This is a genomic window from Mycobacterium sp. NTMscope_MAC_12 (genome assembly GCF_976985675.1).
The window spans coordinates 1,549,601-1,568,991 of record NZ_CDRJYY010000001.1 but is presented as its reverse complement, the minus strand read 5'-3'; the positions used below and the strand labels follow the sequence as shown (position 1 = coordinate 1,568,991).

21 protein-coding genes are annotated in these 19,391 nt (G+C 63.6%); 14 read left to right on the top strand and 7 right to left on the bottom strand.

All coding sequences use genetic code 11. The features are described from left to right. The first annotated feature begins 17 nt into the window (after positions 1-17). From AC0KS4_RS07280 to AC0KS4_RS07265, 4 genes are read left to right on the top strand one after another with little or no spacing between them, the layout of a single operon-like run. Positions 18-1,127 carry an acyl-CoA dehydrogenase family protein gene (locus AC0KS4_RS07280; protein ID WP_225326996.1) on the top strand — a complete coding sequence of 370 codons (1,110 nt, stop codon included), beginning with the start codon at positions 18-20 and terminating at the stop codon, positions 1,125-1,127. After that, positions 1,124-1,576: a MaoC family dehydratase gene (locus tag AC0KS4_RS07275; protein ID WP_225326997.1), complete on the top strand. Its 453-nt coding sequence runs from the start codon at positions 1,124-1,126 to the stop codon at positions 1,574-1,576. The genes AC0KS4_RS07280 and AC0KS4_RS07275 overlap by 4 nt, the downstream gene beginning before the upstream one ends. Further along, positions 1,573-2,751, top strand: a complete 1,179-nt coding sequence (locus AC0KS4_RS07270) for a lipid-transfer protein (RefSeq protein ID WP_225326998.1) — start codon at positions 1,573-1,575, stop codon at positions 2,749-2,751. The genes AC0KS4_RS07275 and AC0KS4_RS07270 overlap by 4 nt, the downstream gene beginning before the upstream one ends. 16 nt (positions 2,752-2,767) lie before the next feature. Further along, a complete protein-coding gene (locus tag AC0KS4_RS07265) occupies positions 2,768-3,370 on the top strand; it encodes a TetR/AcrR family transcriptional regulator (protein ID WP_225326999.1) in 603 nt (200 codons plus the stop codon). A 203-nt stretch (positions 3,371-3,573) separates the two neighbouring features. Here the strand turns inward: AC0KS4_RS07265 and AC0KS4_RS07260 are convergent, their stop codons facing one another. Continuing rightward, positions 3,574-4,482, bottom strand: coding sequence for a helix-turn-helix domain-containing protein (locus AC0KS4_RS07260; protein ID WP_225327000.1), 909 nt, complete (start codon positions 4,480-4,482; stop codon positions 3,574-3,576). A gap of 87 nt (positions 4,483-4,569) precedes the next feature. On the opposite strand from AC0KS4_RS07260, the gene AC0KS4_RS07255 reads away from it, so the two are divergent. Genes AC0KS4_RS07255 through AC0KS4_RS07225 form a run of 7 tightly spaced genes read left to right on the top strand, consistent with a single transcriptional unit; the run spans position 4,570 to position 10,911 of the window. Beyond that, complete coding sequence (locus AC0KS4_RS07255) at positions 4,570-5,808, top strand: alkyl sulfatase dimerization domain-containing protein (protein WP_014384318.1); 1,239 nt, start codon at positions 4,570-4,572, stop codon at positions 5,806-5,808. After that, the gene (locus tag AC0KS4_RS07250) at positions 5,805-6,554 is read left to right on the top strand and encodes an SDR family NAD(P)-dependent oxidoreductase (protein WP_225327001.1); all 750 of its coding nucleotides are present in this window, start codon (positions 5,805-5,807) and stop codon (positions 6,552-6,554) included. The genes AC0KS4_RS07255 and AC0KS4_RS07250 overlap by 4 nt, the downstream gene beginning before the upstream one ends. Continuing rightward, the gene (locus AC0KS4_RS07245; RefSeq protein ID WP_225327002.1) at positions 6,551-7,756 is read left to right on the top strand and encodes a sulfotransferase family protein; all 1,206 of its coding nucleotides are present in this window, start codon (positions 6,551-6,553) and stop codon (positions 7,754-7,756) included. Before AC0KS4_RS07250 ends, AC0KS4_RS07245 begins: the two co-directional genes overlap by 4 nt. Position 7,757: 1 nt before the next feature. Beyond that, positions 7,758-8,522: an SDR family NAD(P)-dependent oxidoreductase gene (locus tag AC0KS4_RS07240; RefSeq protein ID WP_225327003.1), complete on the top strand. Its 765-nt coding sequence runs from the start codon at positions 7,758-7,760 to the stop codon at positions 8,520-8,522. 25 nt (positions 8,523-8,547) lie between these two features. After that, on the top strand, positions 8,548-9,360 hold the full coding sequence (locus tag AC0KS4_RS07235; protein ID WP_225327004.1) for a sugar phosphate isomerase/epimerase family protein: 813 nt from the start codon (positions 8,548-8,550) through the stop codon (positions 9,358-9,360). A gap of 58 nt (positions 9,361-9,418) precedes the next feature. Next, on the top strand, positions 9,419-9,904 hold the full coding sequence (locus tag AC0KS4_RS07230; RefSeq protein ID WP_225327005.1) for a VOC family protein: 486 nt from the start codon (positions 9,419-9,421) through the stop codon (positions 9,902-9,904). Beyond that, positions 9,901-10,911 (top strand): zinc-dependent alcohol dehydrogenase, encoded by a 1,011-nt coding sequence (locus tag AC0KS4_RS07225; protein WP_225327006.1) that lies wholly within the window; start codon positions 9,901-9,903, stop codon positions 10,909-10,911. Before AC0KS4_RS07230 ends, AC0KS4_RS07225 begins: the two co-directional genes overlap by 4 nt. 113 nt (positions 10,912-11,024) lie before the next feature. On the opposite strand, the gene AC0KS4_RS07220 is transcribed toward AC0KS4_RS07225, so the two are convergent. The 4 genes from AC0KS4_RS07220 to AC0KS4_RS07205 all read right to left on the bottom strand — a co-directional run bounded on the left by AC0KS4_RS07220 (position 11,025) and on the right by AC0KS4_RS07205 (position 14,289). Beyond that, a complete protein-coding gene (locus AC0KS4_RS07220) occupies positions 11,025-11,198 on the bottom strand; it encodes a hypothetical protein (RefSeq protein ID WP_225327007.1) in 174 nt (57 codons plus the stop codon). A gap of 18 nt (positions 11,199-11,216) precedes the next feature. Next, positions 11,217-12,449, bottom strand: coding sequence for a cytochrome P450 (locus tag AC0KS4_RS07215; RefSeq protein ID WP_238957679.1), 1,233 nt, complete (start codon positions 12,447-12,449; stop codon positions 11,217-11,219). Beyond that, positions 12,446-13,678 (bottom strand): CaiB/BaiF CoA transferase family protein, encoded by a 1,233-nt coding sequence (locus AC0KS4_RS07210; RefSeq protein ID WP_225327009.1) that lies wholly within the window; start codon positions 13,676-13,678, stop codon positions 12,446-12,448. The genes AC0KS4_RS07215 and AC0KS4_RS07210 overlap by 4 nt, the downstream gene beginning before the upstream one ends. Positions 13,679-13,812: 134 nt before the next feature. Then, positions 13,813-14,289 (bottom strand): nuclear transport factor 2 family protein, encoded by a 477-nt coding sequence (locus AC0KS4_RS07205; protein WP_255641388.1) that lies wholly within the window; start codon positions 14,287-14,289, stop codon positions 13,813-13,815. A 168-nt stretch (positions 14,290-14,457) separates the two neighbouring features. Here AC0KS4_RS07205 and AC0KS4_RS07200 point away from each other — a divergent pair, with 168 nt between their 5' ends. The 3 genes from AC0KS4_RS07200 (at position 14,458) to AC0KS4_RS07190 (ending at position 17,862) form a co-directional block, all read left to right on the top strand. Then, entirely contained in the window at positions 14,458-16,071 is a 1,614-nt protein-coding gene (locus AC0KS4_RS07200; protein ID WP_225327011.1) for a class I adenylate-forming enzyme family protein, read from the top strand. 192 nt (positions 16,072-16,263) lie between these two features. Next, positions 16,264-17,043 (top strand): SDR family oxidoreductase, encoded by a 780-nt coding sequence (locus tag AC0KS4_RS07195; RefSeq protein ID WP_225327012.1) that lies wholly within the window; start codon positions 16,264-16,266, stop codon positions 17,041-17,043. Positions 17,044-17,058: 15 nt separating this feature from the next. Further along, positions 17,059-17,862 carry an SDR family NAD(P)-dependent oxidoreductase gene (locus AC0KS4_RS07190; RefSeq protein WP_238957677.1) on the top strand — a complete coding sequence of 268 codons (804 nt, stop codon included), beginning with the start codon at positions 17,059-17,061 and terminating at the stop codon, positions 17,860-17,862. 16 nt (positions 17,863-17,878) lie between these two features. On the opposite strand, the gene AC0KS4_RS07185 is transcribed toward AC0KS4_RS07190, so the two are convergent. Beyond that, a complete protein-coding gene (locus tag AC0KS4_RS07185) occupies positions 17,879-18,097 on the bottom strand; it encodes a hypothetical protein (RefSeq protein WP_238957675.1) in 219 nt (72 codons plus the stop codon). A 10-nt stretch (positions 18,098-18,107) separates the two neighbouring features. Further along, the gene (locus AC0KS4_RS07180) at positions 18,108-19,346 is read right to left on the bottom strand and encodes a cytochrome P450 (protein WP_238957674.1); all 1,239 of its coding nucleotides are present in this window, start codon (positions 19,344-19,346) and stop codon (positions 18,108-18,110) included. Between the last annotated feature and the right edge of the window lie 45 nt (positions 19,347-19,391).

Here is a 19,391-nt window from a genome sequence, read left to right as displayed (position 1 = left end):
CGAGGCACCAGGCGAACATGGATTTTTCCTTCACCGAAGAACAAGAGACCGTCGGCAAGGTGGCCCGCCAGCTCTTCGAGCACCGCGCCACCACCGAGCAGCTCACCGAGTTCGAATCGGGCGAGATCCGTTTCGACCCCGCGCTGTGGCGGGAGCTGGCGTCGTCGGACTTGCTGGGCATCGCGCTACCCGAATCCGTCGGCGGCAGCGGTGGCAGCTTCCTCGACCTCGGCGTGCTGCTCGCGGAGGTCGGCTGGAGCGTTGCGCCGGTTCCGGTCTATGCGACCCTGGTGCTCGGCGCGGATACGATTGCGCGGCATGGTGACTCGACTATCCAGCAACAATACCTGCCGAAAGTGGTCGACGGCAGCACAATCCTGACCGCTGCGCTCGCCGAACCGGGAAGCTCCGACCCGGCCGTCCCACGCACCACCGCACGGCCCGATGGAGGCGCCTGGATCCTGGACGGCGTCAAGGAGCTCGTGCCCGCCGCCCAGCTTGCCGACGCCATCATCGTCTCGGCCCGAGCCGACGACGGCCCTGGGCTGTTCGTCGTCGAGACGGCCACCGAGGGCGTCGTCGTCACACCGGCAATAACCACCAATGGTGAGCCCTACGCTGACGTCGAACTCTCCCATGCTGTCGGACATCGCCTCAACGGGTCAAGCGGTGCGGATGCCGTCGGCTCGCTCTACACCAGGGCGCTCGTCGGCCTATGCGCGATGCAGGTCGGCGTGACCGAACGCGCCCTGAAGATCGCGGCGTCGTACACCAGTGAACGCGAGCAGTTCGGTAGGCCGATCGGTTCATTCCAGGCCGTGCAGCAGCGGCTGGCCGATGCATTCATCGACGTCGAGGCGATTCGATGGACCACCTGGCACGCGGCGTGGCTGATCGCGGAAGGACGGCCCGCGGTCCGCGAGGCCGCCATCGCCAAATTCTGGGCCGCTGAAGCGGGAGCCCGGGTCGTCGCATCAGCCCAACAGGTCCACGGCGGCATGGGCATCGACGTCACCTACCCGCTGCACCGCTATTTCCTGTGGGCCAAGCAGATCGAGCTCGCGCTCGGCTCTGCCCCCCAACAACTCGCCCGGCTCGGCGCAACATACCCGGAAGGAAGCAAATGACCTCCACCGTCGACCGCACCACCACGCTCGCATGGAATTCCATCAACGTTGGCGACGAAGTCACCCCGATGGACGTTCCGGTGACCACCACACTGATCGTGGCAGGCGCCATCGCATCCCGTGACTACATGCCCGTACACCATGACCGCGACTTCGCGAATTCCCAGGGATCCAAAGACATCTTCTTGAATATCTTGACGACCAACGGGCTTTGCGTGAAGTTCCTCCATGACTGGGCGGGCCCCGAGGCGATGATCAGAAAGTTGTCCATCCGGCTCGGCGTACCGGCATACCCGAATGACCCGATGCGCTTCACGGGATCCGTCACGGACAAATCGTCGGGCGACGGCGAAGGATTCATCGAGGTCACCTTCAAGGGCACCAACAGCCTCGGCGACCACGTCTCCGGAACCGCGGTGCTCAGCTTGCTCGAAGGCGTGGATGCATGAACAGGGACTCCAGCGGGATTGGCGGCAAGGCCGCCCTCGTCGGGATCGGACAAACCGAGTTCTCCAAGGAATCGGGCCGCAGTGAGATGCAACTGGCCTGCGAGGCAGTCAAAGCCGCCATCGGCGACGCCGGCCTTCGTCCCGCCGACATCGACGGCATGGTCACCTTCAGCGTCGACGACAACGAGGAGATCGAGGTCGCCCGCAATGTCGGGATCCGGGATCTGACTTTCTTCACCCGGGTCCCACACGGCGGTGGCGCGGCCGCGGGAACGGTGATGCAGGCCGCGATGGCGGTCGCGACGGGCGTCGCAGAAGCGGTGGTGTGCTACCGCGCCTTCAACGAGCGCTCCGGATTCCGCTTCGGTGGTGCCGGCCGCCAGCCGGGCGTGACTCCGCTATGGATGGCACCCTATGCGCCGTTCGGGTTCATGACGCCGGCCGCGTGGGTGGCGTTGCACGCTCAGCGCTACATGACGACATACGGCGTCACCAACGCCGATTTCGGCAAAATCTCCGTCATCGACCGCAAGCATGCCGCGAAGAACCCCGACGCCTGGTTCTACCAGAAGCCGATAACCCTTGAGCAGCACCAGCAATCGCGGTGGATCATCGAACCCGTGCTGAGATTGCTCGACTGCTGCCAGGAAAGCGACGGCGGCGTTGCCATGGTGGTGACGAGCGTCGAGCGCGCCCGCGACCTGGCCAAGCCGCCCGCCGTCATCGCAGCCGCCGCGCAAGGCGCCGCCTACGACGGCGAGGTGATGACCAGCTACTACCGCGAGGAGATCACGGGCCTGCCCGAAATGGGCGTCGTCGGCGACAAGCTGTGGCGGGATTCCGGTCTTAAACCGCAAGACATCTCGACGGCCTTCCTCTACGACCACTTCACGCCATTCGTCTTCACTCAACTCGAGGAGCTCGGATTCTGCGGCCGCGGGGAAGCCAAGGACTTCGTCTCGGTCGAAGAACTGTCGCTGGGCGGCCGGATGCCGATCAACACCAACGGTGGACTGCTCGGCGAGGCGTACATCCATGGCATGAACGGGATTACTGAGGGCGTCCGGCAGGTGCGCGGCACGTCGCACAATCAGGTGGCCAACGTCGAACACGTGCTAGTCACGTCGGGTACGGGCGTTCCGACGAGCGGACTGATCCTCGCACCCGATCACTGAGCGCGGAAAGTTTCAGATGACGTACGCGACTGGGGTCGACACCCGCGAGGTGCTCATCTCGGCCGCGTTCGCCTGCTTCCGCACGCAAGGATTGCGGAAGACGACGATCGTCGACATCGTGCGCACCGCAGAAGTCTCCAGGAGCACCTTCTACGAGTACTTCCCGGACAAGGAGACGATTGTGGGGGCTTGTGCGGAGGCGGCGTCTCAGCGCTTCTATCGCAGGCTGGCCAAGGCAATCGACCGCCATGGCGGCAGCACCCTGGAGGAAAAACTGGTCCGGGCGGGCGTTTTCGTCACCCAGGCCCGCCGGGTGGTGGAGCCAGAATCCTATTTCGACCAAGAAGTAGTCAGCCTGATGTTGACCAAGAACGCGTCGACCCTCCTACAGGAATGCGGCGAGTTTCTTGCGCCGTACGTCTCCGCCGCACGGCTGACGGGCGAGGTCCGCGGTGACCTCGACATCCGGTCGGCAACGGAGTGGTTTGCGCGAATGCTGTTCTCGCTGTTCACGACTGAATCGCCGTATCTTGACATGAGTGACGACGACGTGGTCGCCGACTTCGTCCGCGCCCACGTCGTGCGGGGATTTCTGAGTGACGGACTCAAGAGGCGCTAGTGTCGTGAGTCGTTAACCCGCATTCGGATAGTTGGCTTGGCCTGTGCCGGGCCCTGCTGCTGCGGCTGTGGTTTTGTCTAGCGCCTAGCGTGAGCAGTTGAGGGCGTGGACCCGCCGTGAACTACTGCAAGCGAATTGACTCACGACACTAGAAAATCCGGTCAGACGGTCAGCTCACACGGGAGTTTGTCCGGTGCCGGCATTTACGTCGCCTCGTAGCGAGCGATGACCGTTTCGAGTTCGGCGGCGGCGTGACACATCCGCTGACCTAACTCCTTCACGGCGGTCGCTTCCAGCGACGCGAAGGGGATCGCCGAGGCCGACATGACGACCGCGCCGTCGGTGTTCCGCACCGGAGCCATCACCATGGCCACTTCATTCAATTGGCCAGGGTGAAGCTCCCTGGTTAGGAAGTCGACCACGGTGCCGTCGGCGATGGCAGTGGCGAGGCTGGTGGTCACGATGTCGATGTCACCATGCCCGCTCAGCGCTTGAAGCGCAGTGTGCACCCGCAGCCATTCAGGGCTCAGACGCTCGATGGCGTAGCCGCGGTCGCGTACGTCCGCCAGTACTTCGTCCATACGAGAACGAAATTCGGGCGTCGCCGATTTCAAGCGTGCGAGCCAAGCCCCATGCGTTTGGTCATCGGCCCACGCGACGAACTCGCGGCCGAAAGGGGCCAAAAACGGGATGTGGAAGCCGAGGCCTACCTGGGCAGCCGTCGCCGTCTGGCCAGCGGTCTCGATCACCGTCATGTCGGTTCCGTTGCGCCGTACCAGCAGAACCTGCATCTGAAGTTCAGTCGCCAGTTCGGCCAGGCGGCCCCGGACGAGACGTCGTCCCGCTCCGGAGGGACGAGCCAATGCCTCGATGGCCGGGCCGCAACTGAATTGACCAGTCTCGGGGTCCCGAATTACCCAGTCGTGAACGGCCAGTGCATTCAGCACTGCGTGTGCGGTCGCTCTGCTGATTTCCAACGCTCGGCCGACTTCGGTGACCGTGAAGCAACGGTCGGGGGCACCACCCAGCAGGCTCATGACGGCGACCACCCGATCGGTGGGTGGCGAAACGGATTGACGCGGTTGGGAATCCAAGGTTACGCTCGGTGTCATGATATCGATGCTATATCGAATATTCGATATAGCATAGTCCGGCCCGCTGAACCACGCCGCGCGGCTGGCGGAGAGGAAGTACGGCGTATGGGGTCAATTCATCACCGCCGACCCGGCGTCGAGGCGATTGCTGCCGCATCGGGTCAGCCAGCGACATCGCTGGGCGATGGCATCTGGATGTCACCGGGAGTGTCGAACACCTATGCCGTAGAGACCGGCAGCGGGCGGATCATCATCAACACCGGAGTTTTCTACGAGGGGCCACTGCATCGCGACGCCTACCAGGCGGTGCCGGGGCCGACCCACACGATCATCGTCACGCAGGGCCACGCTGATCACTGGGGCGGAGCGGCCGCGCTCCGAGACCCAGACACGGCGGTGGTGATGCACGCCAACTATTACTACTGGCGCGACGACAACGAACGACTAATGCCGGCCCGTGTGCGCAACACCGCCTTCGCCTTCGAGAAATTCACCAGAGCCACGCTCGAACACCTCAAGGACGTCGACATGTCGCTTTTCGACATGTCTTTTCCTGAACCGACTATCACGTTCGATCGTCACCTTGGTCTGAACGTCGGCGGAAGGCAAGTGGACCTGCACTGGACGCCCGGAGGCGAAACCACCGATGCGCTGGTCGCATGGTTACCAGACAGCCGAGTCCTGTTCACCGGTAACCTGTTTGGCCCGCTGTTCGGTCACGTCCCAAATCTCGTGACGATCCGCGGTGATCGGTATCGCGATCCGATCCAGTACATCGAGGCGCTCGATCTGGTGCTGTCCCTGCAGCCCGATCGCCTCATCACCGGGCACTTTGACCCCATCGAAGGTGCGGACCTTATCGCGACCGAGGTCACCGCCATGCGCGATGCCATGCAGTGGGTACACGACCGCGTCATCGATGCCATGGTGTCGGGCTCCGATATCTACAGCCTGATGAACGAAATCCGCCTGCCCGAACGTTTCGACGTCGGCGAGGGTTACGGGCGGACCACGTGGAACTCCCGCGCCATCTGGGAGCTCTACGGCGGCTGGTTCCACCACCGCTCCACCACCGAGCTGTTCCCCATCCCGCCGTGGTCGGTCGCGCCAGACGTCGTGGCGGCCGCTGGCGCCGAACGGCTCGTCGCGGCCGCCCGCTCGCGTTTAGATGCCGGCCAGGCGGTCGAGGCGCTGCACCTAACCGATCTAATTCTGGCCGGCGACGACACCAATGCGGCCGCCAAGGACGTCGCCATTGCCGCACACGAGCGCCTGCTCAGCGATGCAGACAACTTCTGGGTGAAGGCCTGGATCCAGCACTCCATCAAAGGATTATCGGCATGAACGCGGTCACCTTCGACTTCGTCGGCGCCAAGGTTCTCGTCACCGGTGGCACGAGCGGTATCGGACAGGAGATTACCACCCAATTCGCCAAAGCGGGTGCCGCCGTGACCATCACCGGGACCCGTGCCTCCACCGAAGACTATGACGACGACCTGAGCGCATTCACCTACCGGCAATGCCAGATCCGCGACGAAAAATCGGTCGACGACCTCGCCGAATCGCTTGGCGAACCGGACATCCTGGTCAACAACGCGGGCGGCCCCTTCCCGGAGTGGAAGGATGAATGGACCCCCGAGGGCTTCGCCCTATCCCTGACGCAGAACCTCTTCGGCGCGATGCGTTTGACTATGGCATGCGAGGGTCTGCTCAAGAGCAGCACGGCACCCGGCGGAGCCAACGTCGTCAACACCACCTCAATGTCGGCGTTCCGCTCGGCGATCCTGTCACCGGGATATGGATCGTCGAAAGCGGCACTCACCGCACTGACATGGAATCTCGCGCGACGCTGGTGCAACGACGGCATCCGCGTCAACGCCGTCGCACCTGGCCTCATCCACACGCGACTGAGTGACCCCGGTATCAACCTCCCGCAAGTCGTCGACGTCGAAATCGGATTCCATACTCCGCTCGGGCGTCCGGGAAAGCCTGAAGACTGTTGGGCGGCAGTGCTATTCCTCTGTAGTGAACCGGCCAGGTACATCACCGGAACCACCATCGCCGTCGACGGAGGGTACCTGACGGTATGAGCACCGACACGCCGCCCGCGGTGGATTACCGTGCGGTCCGCAGCCCCGATGACGTCCTGCGCCTCGCGCAGCAGCGCAGCGGTTTACACGAAATCGATTCCGATTCCTGGCGGGAGGGGTTGGCGATCCTGCTCGACGAAATTCACTCCTCGCCGCTGGTCACCGACTCCGGTCGCGAATACCTGATCAGCAACTTCGCACGGGTCCTAGCGAGCCGCCTGGAAGTGCACGACTACGCGAAGCGCCACCCCGAAGTGCGCGAGCAGGAGATCAAACGGCCCCTCGTCACCCTTGGGATGCCGCGCACAGGTACCACGGTGATCAGCTATTTACTGGGCGAAGACCCCGCACGCCGCTCGCTGTTGCACTGGGAGTGCATCCACCCGGTGCCGCCCGCGACCACTGCGACTCTGAAGAGTGACCCGCGATGCTTGGCCATCCTCGAAGAGCAGAAGGTGATGCTGAAGATGGCGCGGAAGGCCAAAGTTGCTATCCCGCACTGGGAAGACGCCGATGGTCCGACCGAGGACATGTTCATCCACGCCGCCGATTTCCAGGCCCTGTCGTGGGAATCATGGCAGCCCACTTCTCGATACTCCGAGTGGCTCATCGGCGAAGCGGACATGACAAGCACTTACGAGTATCAGAAGTTGGTGCTGCAAATCCTGCAGTCGAAGGCGCCTGGCACCTGGAACCTGAAAATGCCGTCGCACGCGGTGCACATCGAAACCCTGCTGACCGTGTTCCCCGACGTGCGTATGATTTGGGCCCATCGTGACCCGTTCAAGGCCACGGGTTCGCTGTGCAACCTGCTGATGATGCCCCAGCAGGTGGTGATGCATGAAGCAGACATCGATCGGCGCGCGCTCGGCCGCAAGGCCACCGATCAGATGCGCGCGCACGTCACCCGCCCGCTTCGAGTCCGCGAACGAATCGGAAATGACCGCTTCTTCGACATGTATTACTCGGAGATGATGCGTGATCCGATTTCAGTGATGCGCAGTCTGTACGACTGGGCCGGCGATGAACTCACCGATGACACCGTTCAGCGGATGCGTCGATGGCTTGCCGAACATCCTCAAGATCGGTTCGGTTCTGCCGCCTACTCATTGGAGCAGTACGGCTTGACCGTCGACGGGATCCGGCCCGTGTTCGACGAGTACTTAGCCGCCTTCGACATCGAGCTTGAAGGGACTCCGTGACATGCCCGGGACTGGTGCGAACATACCCGGACGCAGACGAGTCCTGGTGACCGGCGCGGCCACGGGCATCGGCGCGGCCATCGTCGACGTCTTCGTGAATTCCGGCGCCGACGTCGTCGCCACCTTCCATGAGGCGCCGGCCCCCGAGCGCTCCCCAGCCTCCTGGCTTCGCTGCGACGTCACCAGTGTCACCAGCGTGGACGCGACGGTCGACGCAGCGGCGGCAGCCATGGGGGGCTTGGACGCCGTCATTCATGCCGCCGGCCTGTGGCTACCGGGCATCGCGGGAACGATCACCGACGCGGACATCGATCGGCTCGTGTCGATCAATGTGCGCGGGACCATCCACGTCAATCAAGCCGCCCACCGGGTCATGCAGGGCTCAGGAGGCCGGATCATCAATTTCGGCTCCGCAGAAGCGGTCATGGGCAGTCCCATCTCGGCGGTCTACGCGGCGACGAAGGGAGCGGTACACGCGTGGACGCGCTCCGCCGCCAAGGCCTGGGGCAGTGAAGGCATCACCGTGAACGCGATCGCGCCGGCGATGCAGACGCCCGGAGCCGACCGCCTGCGTAGCTTTCTCGGTCCGGAAGGTTCGGCGTTCATGGACGAGAACCTGAAGTTGGCCATCCCATTGCGCGGAGCCCTCGGCGACCCGGCCACAGACCTTGCTCCGCTGCTGGTTTTCCTAGCCGGCGAGGGGTCTGGGTTCATCACCGGTCAACTGCTCGCCGTCGATGGCGGCCTCATCATGCTGGGCGCCTGAGAAATCACACCGATCGGAGTACACCATGGACCGGCTGGGCATCGAATTCCTGAGCATCTTCGGCATGCCGCCACTCGAATTCATCTCTCTCACCGCGGAGTTGGGCTGCCACTACATCTCCACGGCGCTGTACGGGGTGCCGCTGCCCGAATTGGGTTACCCGACGTATTCGCTCAAGGACGACACACGTCTGCGGCGTGAGGTGATCGCCGCCCTGGCCGATACCGGGGTGAAGATCTCGTTGGGCGAGGGACTGCTGATCCTGCCCGAACGCGACTCCGCCAGTCTGGCAGCCGATCTCGACCTGATGGCCGAGCTCGGCGCCGAGCAAGTCAATGTCGTGAGCTTCGAGCCCGATCTACGCCGAAGTTGTGACGAGTTCGCCGCGATCACCGAGATGGCTGCCCAGCGTGAAATGAATACCGTCACGGAGGTCGTGCCAGGCTTCACCGTCGGAGACCTCCGCACGGGCATGACGGTGGTCGAGTACGTCGATCGGCCCGAATTCCGCCTGCTGATCGACACCATGCACATCGCCCGGTTGGGCGCACGGCCCGCCGATCTCGCAGAAATTCCGCCGGCCTGCATCGGATACATCCAGCTGTCCGATACCACTATGACCAGCCGATTCGACGACTACAACTTCGAGGCCATGAACGAGCGACTGGTCCCGGGTGCCGGTGAGGTGCCCCTGAAGGAGTATCTGGCCGAGCTCCCCAAGGACGTCGTCGTGGGCCTGGAGATGCCGCAACGCGAAGCGGCCCTCGCCGGTACCGGAGCGGCCGCACGACTGCGTCCCGGCGTCGAAGCAGCGCGCGAACTACTCGCATCCATCTGATGACCGTCTCACAACGCGCACGAAGAAAGGCAATGAAAATGGAAGAAGGGCAACGAGAATGAAGGCAGACGATCTGTACCACTGCGGACTCGTCGTCGAAGACTTCGACGCCGAGATGGCTTTCCTCACCGACGTAGTCGGTCACCGGTGGACTCAGGCTTTCGAGGTGGACCAGACGGTCGAACTCGACGGCCGGGTCGACACCATCCCCCTACGGCTGGCGTTCTCGCTGACCGAACCACGCCTGGAACTCGTCCAGGCCGTTCCCAACACCCTGTGGACCCCTTCGACCTCGGGCCTACACCACCTCGGATACTGGTCCGACGACATCGATGACGACATCGCGGCGCTGCGAGAAAATCACTTTGCTGTCGAGGGGCGGGGTCTGACCCCCGACGGCGAAACGCTCTGGGCGTACTGCAAAGGACCGATCGGTCCCCGGATCGAACTCGTCAACCGCGTGATGCAGCCCGTAATGGAGAGCTTCTTCGCCATGGGGGCGGCCGATCCCGCGCGCGTGGACGGCGATCGGCCGATGCCATGAAGCAAGCGACAGTCATTGCCGTCGGCGAGACCGGGTTACTCGACGTTCCGAAGCCGCAAACCGGACCGAACGACGTCCTGTTGCGAATGCGTGCCTGCGGCGTGTGTGGGTCCGACGGGATTTACATATCCATGGGCGGGGTCCCACCTGTGCAGGGCCGCATGCCTCTGGGCCACGAACCCGCCGGTGAAGTCGTCGAGGTGGGCGCGGACGTCGTAGGGATCCAGGTCGGGGATCACGTGGTCGTCAACCCGATGAGCGCCCCGAGCGGCATCATCGGAAACGGCGGCACCACAGGGGCGTTGGCACCGTACCTACTCATCGAGAACGCGGCGCGGGGACGCAGTCTCGAGGTGATACCCGAGCACGTGCCGTGGGAGGTCGCAGCGCTCAACGAGCCCATGGCCGTCGCCCTACACGGCGCCAATCGCTGCAACCCTCGAACCGGAGACAAGGTCGTCGTCTTCGGCGCCGGACCGGTGGGCCTCGGCGCAGTGCTGGCGTTCAAATCGCTCGGCGTGGGCCACGTGGTGGTGGTCGACCCAATCACCGGCCGCCTCGACAAGGCGCTGCAGGTCGGCGCCGACGCCGTGATCAATCCCGCCGAGGAGGACGTCGCCGCTCGCCTCTCGGAACTGCACGGCGAGGGCGAATCAATGTTCGGCGGTCGGGTCGGGACCGATGTCTACCTCGACGCTGCGGGCGCGAAAGCCGTCGCCGACACCGTCCTGTCGGTGGCGAAGCGGGGCGCGCGATTGACGATCGTGGGCGTCCACAAGGAACCCGTGTCCGTGGAGCTGCTCAACGTGATGGGCAACGAAATCGAGATCGTCGGATCCTGCGGGTATCCAGACGAAATCTTCGAAGTGACAAAGGATCTGGTGACCAACTGGCAGAAATACGCCGTCATCGTCAGTCACACGATTCCGTTCGATGACGTCGAGGAGGCATTGCGGCTGGCGGCCACCCCCGGCGCCGCGGACAAGGTCGTCGTGACGTTCCCCTAACGTTGCGCGCGATCATCTTTGGGATTCGATCGCGGCGAGCAAGCCTGTCCCAGGCCTCCGCTCAAGGCCGCTGAGTTGCACCGATTGCTCGGCGAATAACCGACTTGCGGCGATCACGACGCGCTCGCGGTTGCGTTTAGCGTCGGTGCGCGGGAGGCACCGCGTGAATGAAATCGACCGGGGCACTTGTGTCTCGCGAGCCGCCCGTACAGCCACGCCAGCAATTCTCCGGCGATCTCGTCGCCGGCGTCGGCGAGGTCGGCCAATTCGATCACCGTCTGGCCCATGTCGGCGTCCGCAACACTTCATCTAGTTCTGCGCACGGGCACATTGGACCACCCGCAAACATTGGACATTGCCACCCGCCGCAACCCGCTGCGATCGACTTCGTACTCGGGGAGGAGATCGAGCAGCGCGCCTAGGGCGATGCGACTCTCCATCCGCGCCAACGCCGCCCCCAAACAACTGTGCACGCCGTACCCAAAGGCGAGATTGAAGCCCATCTTGCGCTCCCTGTCGATGTCGAGCCGATCGGGATCTGGGAACATTCGCTCATCGCGCGTCGCTGAACCTGTGACGAGCAACACGGCGCTGCCCTCGGGAATTGTCTTGCCGTGCAACGTCACATCGCGGGTGGCGGTGCGGACCTGGTACTGCGACGGCGCCTCGTAACGCAACAGCTCTTCGATCGCGGCCGGAATCTTGCTACGGTCCTTCTGCAACTTCTGCCACTGGTCGGGAAAGTCGGAAAAGGCGACCATGGCGTTGCCGACGAGCTTGGTGACGGTCTCCGCCCCCGCTCCCCCGAGCATGGTCGCAAATCCGGTGATATCCACATCGGTGAGCTTCTCGATCTGCCCGTCTCGCTCGATCTCGGTCTCGATGAGCCGGCTGATCATGTCGTCGCAGGGTTCGGCACGGCGCTTCTGCACCAGGTTGTAGTAATAGATCCCCGTCTTCGTCGAGGCCTCGAAACCCTCTGCAGTGGTGGCGATCTCACCTGGACGGCGTTCGAGCAGCAGATCGAGCCAGAGACGAATCTGGTCGCGGTCCTGCTTCGGCACTCCCAACATGGTGGTGATGACCTCGTTCGGAAACAAGGCCGAGAAGTCGGCCACCACGTCGAAGGAGGACGGGTCGAGCGCGTGGATGCGCTCGTAAACCTTCTCGCGCACCATGTCTTCCAGTGCTGCAATGGCACGGGGGGTGAACACGTTGCTCACCAGCCGGCGCATCTTCTGATGTTCGGGCGGGTCCATCGAGATGATCACCTTGGGCACCGGCAGCGCATCGTCGTGCGCCTGCACCATGTCCAATGTCGCGCCCTTGGCGGAGGAGAACGTTTCGTGGTCTTTGGTCGCGGACGCGACGTCGTCGTAACGGGTCAGGGCCCAGAAGTCCCACTTCGCGTTGTAATAAACGGGAGCCTCGTCGCGCAGGCGACGGTAGGTGTCGAACGCTCCATTGAAGAAGTCCTCCGAAAACGGGTCGAAGTCGACAGGACTCTCAGAAGCGATCTGCGACGGCGTCGCGCTCATAGAATGGCTCCAATTTCCTTGTAGTTCGCGATGGTGTCCCAGTCCAAGCCGGCCTCCATCAACACCTCTTCGGTGTGCTGGCCGTGTTCCGGCGCCCCCGGCGGAACAACGGCCCGCTCGTCGAACTGGACCGGGTTGGTGGGCAGACAGTACGTCGAACCGTTCATCGTGGCGGTGTTCGCGATATAGCCGTTCGCGGTCACCGCTGGGTCATGGCAAAGTTCTCCCGGTGTCTGCACCACTCCCCAGGCGCCCGAAATGTCGGCCAGCTGTTCGCGCCATTCGGCCAGTGTGCGTTGGGCAAACACGTCGTCCATGCGCGAGATGAGTTCCGTTCGGTTGGCGAATCGTGATGCGGGATCGGAGAATCGCTCATCACCGACCAGTTCGGGTAGGCCGATGGCGCGCATCGCTTCGGCGTAGAACTTGTCGAGTTGCAGCATCATCAGCTGGACATAACGTCCATCCTTGGTGCGGTAGGTTCCCACCAACGGGTTGGGCGCGTCGGCGTGGCTGTAGTTCGGGATCGAGCTGCCACCGTGGATCTGGCTCACGGCGACATCGGGACTGAGGTTCCAGGCCGCCAACCCGAGCAGGGAGACATCCACAACCGACCCCTGACCTGTGGTCGCCTTCTTGTACAACGCGGCCGCAATCCCGCCTGCGATCGCCATGCCCCCGAGGAGGTCTCCGAACGCGGGTCGCGACCGCACCAGCTCGCCGGCACCGTCGGTGAGCACGGTGGCGATGCCGCCGCGCGCCCAGTAGGAGACGCCGTCGTAGCCGGGTTTGTCCGAATCCGGGCCCTTGGGGCCGTGGCCTGACCCGCGCACGTAGACGATGCCTGGGTTCGCGGCTCGGATGTCATCGACGTCGATGCCGAGCTTCTTGCGGCGGCTCGGCAGATAGCTGGTGAGGAACACGTCGCACGTCGCGGCAAGCTTACGGATGACGTCCTGGCCGCCGGGAGTATTCAGGTCGACGCCGATCGACTTCTTTCCCCGATTCGGTATCTCGATCATGTAGTTGACCGTGCCGCCGCCCTCGTCCACGATGCCCATCGTGACGAGGCCACGCTGTGGGTCACCGCCCTCGCGCGGCTCCACCTTGATGACCTCGGCGCCCCACTCCGCCAGCACGGCGCCGGCCGACGGCACGAAAGTCCACGCGGCAACCTCTAGGACGCGGACGCCACTGAGTACTTTGTCGGCGGAAATGACGGCCTCCATTGATCGCGGTGGTACAGGTGCGAGCGCACCGACAGGTAAGCAACGGCGGAAACGCCTGCTTGCATTCAGTGAGAATGTCAGTTTCGCACGGATTTGTAAACCGCGTCGAAGCGTGAGGCAGCCAGCACCGAACGTTATGGGCGCGCCGAGAGCCGTTCGGGCAACGCAGGATCTCCGTCGGCCCAGAAGTCCCGCCACGTCGGCATCCGGTGAGGCATGGCCGCACGCAACCGAACGTCGGCAGGCCAGCGCATGAACTCCGGGCCCGGGCGCTCCGTCACATCGACCGAGTACCAAGGGTGTTCCCTTCGCTTGACGAAGCACCACTGACCGTCGCGACGCTCGTAGACGTCGTCATATCGCATCGTGATCACGAACCACCCGTCGCCGTCCTCGTGTTCGGCGCGGCAATACACCGATCCGATCGCGTGGTCAGCGTCGACGAAGTCGAATTGGTGGCCGCAGATCAGATGGATGCTGCGATAGAACCGCCGAAGCACCCTGTCGTACCAACGCTTCAGTGCATCTCTGCCCCGACCCTCGGCACCCGCATCGACGTCGTCGACGAACAACGCCACCAGGGCACCGAGATCTCGCGCGTCGAGGGCCATCGCGTACCTGCTGGGCAACTGACTGATCGCGAGGCACGATTCGGTCCGGTCCAATCGATCGACTATGTCGCGATTCCCCGATTCTGTGACCATGGCGAAATTGTAAGCGGGGAGCGAGCTGCGAGAACCAATGTTCTCGTTTTTCGCAAATGCTACTATCCTGCGGACATGCCGTTCCCGAACATCTTGCCCACGATTCCTGCTCTGGTGAGGTCCTGCGCGGCACGTTTCGGGGACAAGCCGTTCCTCATTGCCAATGGCCAGGTACTCACCTATGCCGATCTTGACCGCCGCTCGGCCGCGCTGGCGATCTCCCTGTTAGCGGAGGGCATCGGCAAGGGTGACCACGTCGGAATCTTGATGCCCAACAGCATCGACTGGGCGTTGGCGTGGTTTGCCACCACGCGCATCGGCGCGGTGGCCGTTCCGCTCAATACCTTTTACAAGGCGTCCGAACTCGCCTGGACCGCGCGCCACGCTGACCTGCGCGCGATCTTGACGTGGTCACGGTTCCGCAATCACGATTTCGTCGCGCGCCTGCAGGAAGCTCTGCCAGGGCTGGCCGATCAGCGTGAGCCAGGCCGCATCGCGGTACGAAAAGCACCGTTCCTGCGGACCGTCGCGGTCTGGGGATCATCCGATCAGGTGTGGACGACGCCGATCAACGGCGATGGCGACGTGTCGGCCGGCGACGCCGACTTCCTCGTCGACGTGGAACTGTGTGTAACGCCGGCCGATGACGTGATGATCATCTACACCTCGGGCAGCACCGGGGATCCGAAGGGACCCGTCCACACTCAGGGCACGCTGGTCCGCCATACCTACAACCTCACTTTCACCTACGGCGTCAGCCACGATGACGTGATGTTCACCGCCATGCCCTTCTTCTGGGTGGGAGGTTTGATCACCGGATTGAATGCCGTGATCCACCACGGGGCAACCCTGGTCACCCAGCCCGCCTTCGATGCCGCCGAGGCCCTCGAGCTCATCGAGCGCCACCGCGCGACGATCACACTGGGCTGGCCCCAACAAGGCAAGTCCCTGGCCGAACATCCCGACTTTTCGGTGCGCGATCTGAGCTCGGTGCAACGCACCAGCATGCCCGCGATGGTGCCGCCCTCGCGGCGACCCAAGGGCCCCAATGCATTAGGGATGACGGAACTGTGCGGCAACCACATCGGGGTCGACCCCTACGTGCCGCAACCGCCCGACCGGTCCGAAACAGGCGGCGTATCGATCGAAGGGCTGCAACATGTGCTGGTCGACCCCGACACAGGACTGCCGGCGCCTCTCGGCACGCCGGGCGAGATCTGGGTCCGCGGATACTCATTGATGCAACGCCTGTACAAGCGTGAGCGCGAAGAAGTGTTCACCCCCGACGGCTACTACCGCACGGGCGATTGCGGCGTCGAGTACGACGACGGTTGGATCAGGTTTACCGGCCGGTTGGGCGATCTGATCAAGACGGGTGGCGGCACTAATGTCACACCCAGCGAAGTTGAACGGGCGCTATCCGACTGCGACGGTGTGCTCGAGGCGTACGTGGTCGGCGCCGAAAGCGATGAGTACGGAACGGTGGTCGCCGCCGCGGTGGTCCCGCGCGGTGAATCCACGCTGGACGGCGAGTCCTTGCGGACGCAACTGCGTGACCGGCTGTCGGCGTACAAGGTGCCGAAATTCATTTGGGTCACTGCAAAGCAGGACCTCCCGTTCACCGCGACAGGAAAGGTTAAGAAGTCGCAGCTGGCGCAACAGCTCAGCGGCCTGCTGGCGCGCCGCTGAGGGGCGATCGATTGGGCGACGCAATAAAACCAGCCGCAGTGAAAACGTCGATCCTTATATGCGCGAATCACAACTTCGGTCCAGTTCGCCATTCGCGCCGACGGGACGTATGCGAGAGAGGCAGAAGATGACGGGCAGCGCCAAGATCGCCGTAACGCCGTCATTCATGAAATCACCCAAAGGAGGCAGAGAATGAGCGACCGGCACTCCACCATCGCGGGGACACGAATGCTGATCATTGGCGCGTCGTCCGGGATCGGACAGGCGCTGGCCCTCGCCGCAAACTCCAGGGGCGCCACGGTAGCACTCGCCGCGCGACGGGTAGACCGCCTGGCAGAGCTGGCCGATCGGCTCGGCGGATCGGCTCATGAGCTCGACGTATCCGATCCGCGCGCCATCGAATCCGTCATCAGCGATGTTGCTGCCAAATTCGGGAAACTCGACGCAGTGGTATTCACCAGTGCCGTGGTGCCGTTCGCGTTGATCGAAGAGACCGATGTGGACACGTGGCTGCACGCATACGCCGTCAACGCTGTCGGTGCCTCCCACGTACTGCGGACGGCCCTCCCCCACTTGGCCGACAACGCCACGGTCGTCGTCGCGTCGAGCCACGACGTAGGCAGTCCCCGCGCGGGTGTGGCCGCCTATCATGCGAGCAAGGCCGCACTCGACGAGATCCTGCGCTCCTGGCGGGCCGAACATCCCGAGATCGCCCTGATCCGCGTCAGCGTCGGCCCCACGTGTGACACCGAAATCCTGCGCGGAGCCGACCGTGACCTGCTGGCCGATCTATACCGAGCCTGGGCGCGTGGCGGCCAGATTCCGGACGAGATGTCCACGGTCGAAGACGTGGCCAACGCAATGCTTTCCCTCATCGCCATTTCGCACGCCAACCCCACAGTGGTCAGCGAGATCGTTCACCTGGCTCCCCGAATCATCAAGAGCCAGCCGACTTTCACTGGCAGCGCATAAAGGAAGGACTGCTCGATGGACCTAGGTTTCGACGGTGCAACGGCGGTCGTCACCGGAGGCAGTAAGGGGATGGGGCTGGCGATCGCCGAGAGTCTCGGCGCCGAGGGCGCTTCCGTGGCGATCATGGCGCGCGGCCAGACTGCATTGGACTCGGCTGCGAGGCAAATCCGCAGTGCGGGCGCTCCCGAAGTGTTGACGATCACCGTCGACATGTCCGATGCCGAGTCCATCACATCGGCGTTCGCGTCTGTCGGTCATACCTGGGACAGCTTGAATGTCCTGGTACACACCGTCGGACCGAACGCGGGCACATTCGAAGAACTCGACGACGACGACTGGCACGCTGCCTTCGATCTGGGCGCGCTCTCCGCCGTGCGCTCGGTGCGGGCCGCGCTGCCCATGTTGCGATCGGCCGATTGGGCTCGCATCGTCACGTTCTCGGCACACTCGATTCAACGCCAGAGCGCGCGCCTGGTCGCCTACACAGCCACCAAATCGGCGCTGTCGAGCTTCACCAAGAACCTATCGAAAAGCCTTGGAGCCGAGGGTATTCTCGTCAACTGCATCTGCCCCGGTACCATCGTGACGGCGAGTTTCACCGAGATCTTGCGGGATGTGCTTGCCGCGGAGGGGTTGGACTCATCGGATCCCAAGCACGTGATGACGTGGGTCGAGCGGACGTACGGCCATCCCTGTGACGTCGGCCGTGCCGGATTGCCCGCAGAGATCGCATCCATCACCACGTACCTGGCGTCACGACGAAACGGCTACGTGACCGGGGCCACCGTCAACGTCGACGGCGGATCGGACTTCATCTGATCGCGAACTCACATCGCTAGAGCACCACGTCGGCATCCGTACCGATGATGGCGTTGCGATCGGCGGACGCCAGCACCCCTGCTTCCGGGACCTCGCACAGCGCGCCCGCATCGACCCCGGCTTTGCCCGCGTCGTAGACCCGCACACCGACCAGTTCCAGGTCCGGCCGGCTCACGATGTGCCGCAAAGACATCATCCCGGTCACCCCGGTGGCCCGCTGGATCACGCGAGTCATGTCAGGATTCCTAATCCCACACGACGTCCAGGCGTGGTGGCGAACGAAAAATCGTGCCGCTCACGTAGGGCGGCGGAGCATCGGGGTCGAGTCGCAACCCTGGGAGTTTGTCGAGCAACGCGTTGAAGATCTTGGTGCTCTCCAGCCGCGCCAGGTGCATGCCCAGGCACAGGTGCGCCCCGTGCCCGAACCCGATGTGCGGCTTGCGGTCCCGAAAGATGTTGAAGGACTCGGCATCCTCCCATCGCGTCTCGTCATGGTTGGCGCTGCCGAGGTTGACCATCATCGTCGAACTCTTCGGGATACGGAGCCCGAAAAAGTCGATGTCGGTGGTGACCTCTCGGATGAAGTTGAGCAGCGGCGTCTCCCACCGGATGCCCTCCTCGATCGCCTGCGGCAACAGGCTGCGATCGGCCCGCAGCGCATCGAGTTGGTCGGTGTGGGTCAACAGACCCAACGCGAGGCTGGCCGTCGAGCGCGACGTGGTCTCTGCTCCCGCGGGCAAGAGATTGCGCATGAATCCGTAGATTTGTTCATCGGACATTTTGATACCGTCGATCTCGGCCTGAGACAGGATGGTAACCATGTCGTCCTTTGGCGACTTGCGCCGGTCGGCAAGGACTTCGACGAAGTACTCCTTCATCTCCGCCGAAGCTTTCATCGCCGTTTCCATGTCGGCACGAAAGCCCAGCAGATCGATGGCCAGCCGATGAAACTCACCGATATCCGATTCGGGCAACCCGAGAAGGGCGGCGATGATCCGCACGGGGATCGGCATGAACACCGCATCGACCAGGTCGGCGCGCTTGTCGTCGCGAAACTTCGCGATGGTGCGATCCACAACGGGCCCAACAAGTTCGGTGTCCCAGCGTTTCATCGAGGACCTCGCGAAGGCGAATTCGTGTAACTTGCGGTAGGTCGCGTGCTCGGGTTTCTGCATTTCCAGGATCGTCGGCCCTTGCAGTGGTCGCACCATATCCTCGTAGATCCGGGTGCTGAACGTGATGCTGTCGGTGAAGACGGCTTTGACCGCATCGAACGAGTACGCCGTGAATGTCTTCTTGCCGTCGGGACCATCGTCGGGAACACCCATTTCCGGCCAACCCGGGTGGACGGCCGCCTTCTGGCGCAGCTCGCGCAGCAGCGGGTACGGGGTCGCGTCGCCGTCGGCACCCATTCCCGCGTTGAACTTCGCCTGCGCCGCGCGGATGCGCTGCTCGATGTCGTCGGTAACCGTAGGCTCCGCCACGCGCCACCTCCCGTAAGGCCGCTCAACCTACAAGCTGTCGGTTGC